General features: G+C 72.6%; 2 protein-coding genes. Both read left to right on the top strand.

From position 1 onward, the window contains the following. A partial coding sequence (gene rmuC, locus ND748_RS30730) for a DNA recombination protein RmuC (protein ID WP_251749795.1) occupies window positions 1-1408 on the top strand: 1408 nt, incomplete at its 5' end. Beyond that, the coding region (locus ND748_RS30735; RefSeq protein ID WP_251749796.1) for a DUF6542 domain-containing protein at window positions 1408-2028 on the top strand (621 nt) is incomplete at its 3' end. The genes rmuC and ND748_RS30735, both read left to right, overlap by 1 nt.

A 2028-nucleotide genomic window follows, 5' to 3' on the forward strand; every position in this document is an offset into this window, starting at 1 on the left:
GGCGAGCACCGAGCGGGCCCAGCTGGCCGAGTCGGACGTTGCCGGCCTGCGCACGGCGCTGGAGTACGAGCGGCGCGCCGCCGCCGAGCGGGTCGCCCTGGTCGAGCAGAGCCAGCAGCGGCTCGCCGAGAGCTTCCGGGCCCTGTCCGCGCAGGCGTTGGAGGGGGCGAGTCGCCAGCTCGTGGAGCTGGCGACGGCCCGGTTGGACGAGGCCGGCGCCCGCGCCCGCGGCGATCTCGACGCCCGCCGCGCGGCGGTGGAGGGCATGGTCACCCCGCTGCGCGACGCCCTGGGACGGATGGAGAGCCGGCTGCACGAGCTGGAAACGGCCCGCACGGAGGCGTATGCGGCGCTCGTGGAGCAGGTGCGCTTCGCCCGCGAGGCGTCGGAGAGCCTGCGCTCCGAGACGGCGGCGCTGGTCACGGTCCTGCGCCGCCCGCAGGCCCGCGGCGCGTGGGGGGAGATGCAGTTACGCCGGGTCGCCGAGGTGGCCGGCATGGTCAACCGCTGTGACTTCACCGAGCAGATGACCGTCCAGGGTGACGACGGCCCGTTTCGGCCCGACATGGTGGTTCACCTCGCCGGCGGGCGCAACGTCGTCGTCGACGCGAAGGTCCCGCTGGCCGCCTTCCTCGACGCCGCCGAGAGCACCGACGAGGCCTACCGCGCCGGGCGGATGGCCGCCCACTCCCGGCACCTGCGCGCACATGTCGACGGGCTTGCCGCCAAGTCGTACTGGCGGCGGCTGCCGTCCTCGCCCGAGTTCGTGGTGCTGTTCGTACCCGCCGAGGCGTTCCTCGCCCCGGCGCTCGACCACGATCCGGGCCTGCTGGAACACGCCGCCGCCAGGAAGGTCATCATCGCCACCCCGACCACGCTGATCGCGATGCTGCGGACCATCGCGCACGCCTGGACCCAGGAGGCGTTGACCACGCGGACCCGGGAGATCTTCGAGCTCGGCCGGGATCTCTACACCCGGCTGGGCACGCTCGGCGAACACGTCGACCGGCTCGGCCGCTCGCTGGGCCGGGCGGTCGGGGACTTCAACGCGACCGTCGGCTCGTTGGAAAGCCGGGTGCTCACCCCCGCCCGCCGGCTCGCCGCCATGGAGGTGGTCGAGGCGGCGCTGCCGAGCCCCGCGCCGGTGGAGTCCGGCGTGCGTGCACTGTCCGCGGCTGAGCTGCTGCCCGACTCCGGCCTGCCCGACTCCGGCCTGCCCGACCCCGGCCTGCCCGAGCAGCCGGCGGCGCCGACCGCCGACGGAACTGGGGATGTCGGATATCGGACCTGGCCAGAAGCGGCGGGGAGGACATCGGGGTCAAACGACCAGAAAGACAATGACTGGACGACGCAAAGCAGTGGTTCGACCACCGAAGGTTCCGACGCGGGGACCGATGCCGCGCTCTGATGCATCGTCCTGACGCATTCGAAATCCCCGGGCGGTACCTTGCGTTCGTGAGTGTGCCGCCGCATCGGCAGTCAGCCGGGCCGCCGGGTAGATCCGTGCGCGCCGACAGGTTCGACGATCCGTATGTCCGCGGCGCACGGGGCCGCGCGAGCGCGCCGCCGCCGACGCTGTTCACCGGCAGCAGGCGAGGGCTGACCGCGCTCGGTACGGGGATCATCGTGCTCGTTGTCGGCGGCGTCGGCGCGATCGTCGACTCGGTCGCCTTCGGCTCGCTGAAGTACGTGTTCGGCACGCTGTTCATCGGCGCCTGCGTACTCGTGGCGATGCGGGTCCACACCGACGATCTGATCGGCGTCGTGATCATGCCGCCGCTGGTGTACGCGCTCATCACGATCGGCGTCGGCTATCTCGATCCCTCCACCGGTGACGGCAGTTCCGGACTGCGGAACAAGGCCATCGACATCGGCTCGGAGATGATCCTGCACGCGCCGATCCTGCTGGCGGCCTTCCTGTTGGTCGCCCTCCTCGCGGTTTTTCGCGGCCGGCGCGCGCAGATCGCCCGGCGCGAGCGGCAACGCGCCCTCGCCGCCCAGTCAGCCGCCGAGCGCCGCCGGCGCCCC

Origin of the sequence: Frankia sp. AiPs1 (assembly GCF_023716945.1) — a bacterium.
Lineage (GTDB): Bacteria > Actinomycetota > Actinomycetes > Frankiales > Frankiaceae > Frankia.